Below are 3246 nucleotides of genomic sequence, written 5' to 3'. Positions count from 1 at the left end.
GTCTTGCCTGGGCTTGCTGAGCCTGTCCAGGCGCTACGGCGAGGTGAGGCTGGAGGCCGCCTGCGAACGGGCTCTGGCCCTGGGCACCCTGCGCTACAGCCATGTGCGTGACTTGCTGGCCAACAACTGTGACCAGATCACGCCCCAGTCCGAGTCGGACTGGACCAGCCCGGCGCACGCCAATCTGCGCGGCCCGGGCTACTACCAGTGAGGTGGCGCCACCGCCGCCGCCGCCGCCACTGCCACCATTGTTTCTATCTCCAATCCACGGCTTCAGGACATCATCACCATGCTCAACAACACCACCATCGCCCAGCTGCGCTCACTCAAACTCGTGGGCTTCGCCGATGCCTTGCAACAGCAACACGAACAGGCCGACTGCCTGAATCTGTCCTTTGATGAGCGCCTGGCCTTGCTGGTCGAGCGCGAGGTCTACGCCCGCAGTGACCGCAAGCGAGCGCGTCTGCTGCAACAGGCGCAGCTCAAGTACCCCTCGGCCACCTTGGAGGACGCCAGCTTCGAGGGCATCCGGGGAATGGACCGTCCGGCCCTCATGGGCCTTGCGCTGTCCACCTGGATCGATCGCGGCGAGACGGTGACCCTGGCCGGTGCCACAGGCTTGGGCAAGACTTGGCTGGCGTGTGCGCTGGCCCAATACGCGTGCCGGCAAGGTCGCTCCGCGCTGTACTTGCGCGTGCCTCGACTGGCAGAAGAGCTGCGCATCTTGCATGGGGCCGGCAGCTTCCGACGCTGGCTACAGCAACTCGCCAAGATCGACGTGCTGGTGCTGGACGACTGGGGCATCGGACACCTGGACGCCGCCACGCGTGCCGATTTGCTGGAGGTCATCGATGACCGGGTGGGGCAGCGCGCCACCATCATCGCCCACCAATTGCCCATCGAGCATTGGCACGCCTGGCTGGGCGACCCCACCGTTGCCGACGCCATTCTGGACCGGTTGCTGCAGAGTTGCCGGCGCTTCAGCCTGGACGGCGAGTCGCGACGAACGGGCCGCACGGCGCGCACTGCAACCGTTTCAAAAACGACCATCAAGGACCCCCATGAAGACCTGACAGCCTCTCCAAAACCGTAAACTCAACCCCCTACGCAGCACCGCCAGCATCACGGCGGTCACGATCGCCGAAACGGGCGGTCACGTTACCGAAACGGCGCTGAGAACATCGCTCAGCCCACCGGTCACGATGCGCCGAAATGACCGGTCACATTCGCCGAAATACGCACCGCGTACTACGAGCGCGTGGTGCGCCTGCTGGCCGACCTGGAAGACGCGGACACCAGCCTCTCCAGCGCTGTGGCCTCGCCCCGTGGGCGCTTGCGCGTGGATGTGCCCAGCCCGCTGGCTCGCATGATCCTGATGCCGGCACTGCCGGCGTTTCATGCACGCTACCCGGAGATCCAGCTGTACATGGGTGTGAGCGACCGCATGGTGGACCTCATCGGTGACAACGTGGACTGCGTGCTGCGCGGCGGTGAGATCACCGACCCTTCGTTGATCGCCCGTCACGTGGGCGATCTGCAGATCGGTGTGTACGCGGCACCCAGCTATCTGGAGCGCGTTGGCACGCCGCTGCACCCGGCTGAACTGGACGATACGCACCACCGCACGGTGGGTTATCTGCGCGCCCGCAGCGGCACGGTGGCGCCCATCGGCATGCACCGCGATGGCGAACGCATGGAGGTGCAGGGGCGCCATGTGGTGGCGATGGACGACGGCAACGCCTACCTCGCGGCTGGCGTCGCTGGCATGGGCGTTCTGTGGCTGCCGCAGTACATGGCGAACGACCATGCGGCACGGGGCGAACTGCTGCCGCTGTTCGACGGTTGGAGCTTCGATGCGATGCCGATGTATGTGGCGTTCCCGTCCAACCGCCATGTGAGTGCGAAACTGCGAGCCTTCATCGACTGGGTAGTGGATCTGATGCCCGAGCACGTGCCTGTGGCTTCGAGGCACGAAAACTCATTTCATGACAAGCACTGCACTGATGGCGCTCACCGTGACCAGCACGCAAACGTCCAACAGATTCAGGCGGTGTGATGAGCTGAACAACTTCATCCGTCGTAAGTGCATCCCAGTCGCCTAGGAACTGCCCTGGTGACAACGAACTGGTCAGAAAGCGATGCCCCGTCTATATCGGACATCCCCGAGGACAATGAAGCTTAGGGCCCAGATGCCTTTCGCTGCAACCCTTCCAAGGCGGTGAGAAGGCCACTCAGATCCATCCTATGAGTTTCACCAGCATTGATTTCGGCGTACACGATTGTCTGCTGCCGATCAATGAGGAAGCGCGCGGGTATCGGCAGCACCCACCCACCTTGCCCATTGAACTTCTCAAGGTCCACGTTCAAATCAAGATATAGCTTCCTAAATTCAGCTGGAACTTGCCATTCCACACCGAACTGAGCCGCCACGTGACCACCAGAATCATGCAGTATCGGGAAATCTAGCCTGCGCCTTCGGATGTGCCCGCGGCTGAATACTGGTAACTGAGGAGAAACGGCAAGCACCGATGCACCAAGCAGCTTGAACCGCCCGGTAACCCCCTGCAAGGCATTCAATTCCTTCCGGCACCAAGGACTCCATTCGCCGCGATAAAAAACCACCACCACGGGCCCATCGCGAAGCATTTCTGAGAGGGAGACAGTTTGACTTGTCGCGTCCGGGAGGGAAAAAGCTGGTGCGCGGCTAGGTGCCTGCAATGCTCTGGTAGCGCGGTCGCTGGAGACGGCGTCTTCCATCACTCTGAGCATCGCAACTAACGCATTCGAGCGTGTCCCCACCTCCAAGTGGGTACGCAACGCGTCAAGCTTCTGCTGCAAAGACATTTAGGGCTGGGCCAGCCGCGATCAAAAGTGCGAAAACCGCAAGAAGAAAGCGTACTGAGTTTTGTCTGCATTCTTGCACGTCAGCGCGAGTGCGCACCAATGTAGGGCCTGTCAATCTTGCGCAGCGGACAAGCGGCTGAAATTACGAGGACAAGGGCGCGATGTAGGGCTACTTTGAACTGGGCGGCACATCCGGAGGGTCACGCGCGATTTCCGAAATAATGAACTCAGTCAAGGCCCGTGCAGAAGGCTTCGCTTGACGTCCAACAGCATAGACTGGGCTTCCCCCAGTTTCCCGGACACATCCAATGACATGATGTGTTCAGGAGATAGGCATGACAAGAACCCGAAGGAGCTTCACGGACGAGTTCAAACGTGAGGCGGTGAAGCTGTGCAAGCAGC

At 61.5% G+C, this 3246-nt stretch carries 2 protein-coding genes and 2 pseudogenes; 3 read left to right on the top strand and 1 reads right to left on the bottom strand.

The window, feature by feature from the left end; all coding sequences use genetic code 11:
• From M3149_RS22415 to M3149_RS22405, 3 genes and pseudogenes are all read left to right on the top strand, one after another.
• A pseudogene (locus M3149_RS22415) lies at positions 1-211 on the top strand (IS21 family transposase); the annotation flags it as partial.
• A gap of 78 nt (positions 212-289) precedes the next feature.
• Entirely contained in the window at positions 290-1093 is an 804-nt protein-coding gene (gene istB / locus M3149_RS22410) for an IS21-like element helper ATPase IstB (protein WP_008904314.1), read from the top strand.
• Between the two features lie 150 nt (positions 1094-1243).
• Positions 1244-2056 (top strand): annotated as a pseudogene (locus tag M3149_RS22405) (LysR substrate-binding domain-containing protein); the annotation flags it as partial.
• A gap of 122 nt (positions 2057-2178) precedes the next feature.
• On the opposite strand, the gene M3149_RS22400 reads toward M3149_RS22405, so the two are convergent.
• Positions 2179-2844, bottom strand: coding sequence for a peroxiredoxin-like family protein (locus M3149_RS22400; RefSeq protein WP_026437473.1), 666 nt, complete (start codon positions 2842-2844; stop codon positions 2179-2181).
• Between the last annotated feature and the right edge of the window lie 402 nt (positions 2845-3246).

This window comes from Hydrogenophaga intermedia (assembly GCF_023715105.1).
GTDB lineage: Bacteria > Pseudomonadota > Gammaproteobacteria > Burkholderiales > Burkholderiaceae_C > Hydrogenophaga > Hydrogenophaga intermedia_A.
The sequence above is the reverse complement of the archived record's forward strand: the minus strand, read 5'-3'. Positions and strand labels throughout refer to the sequence as shown.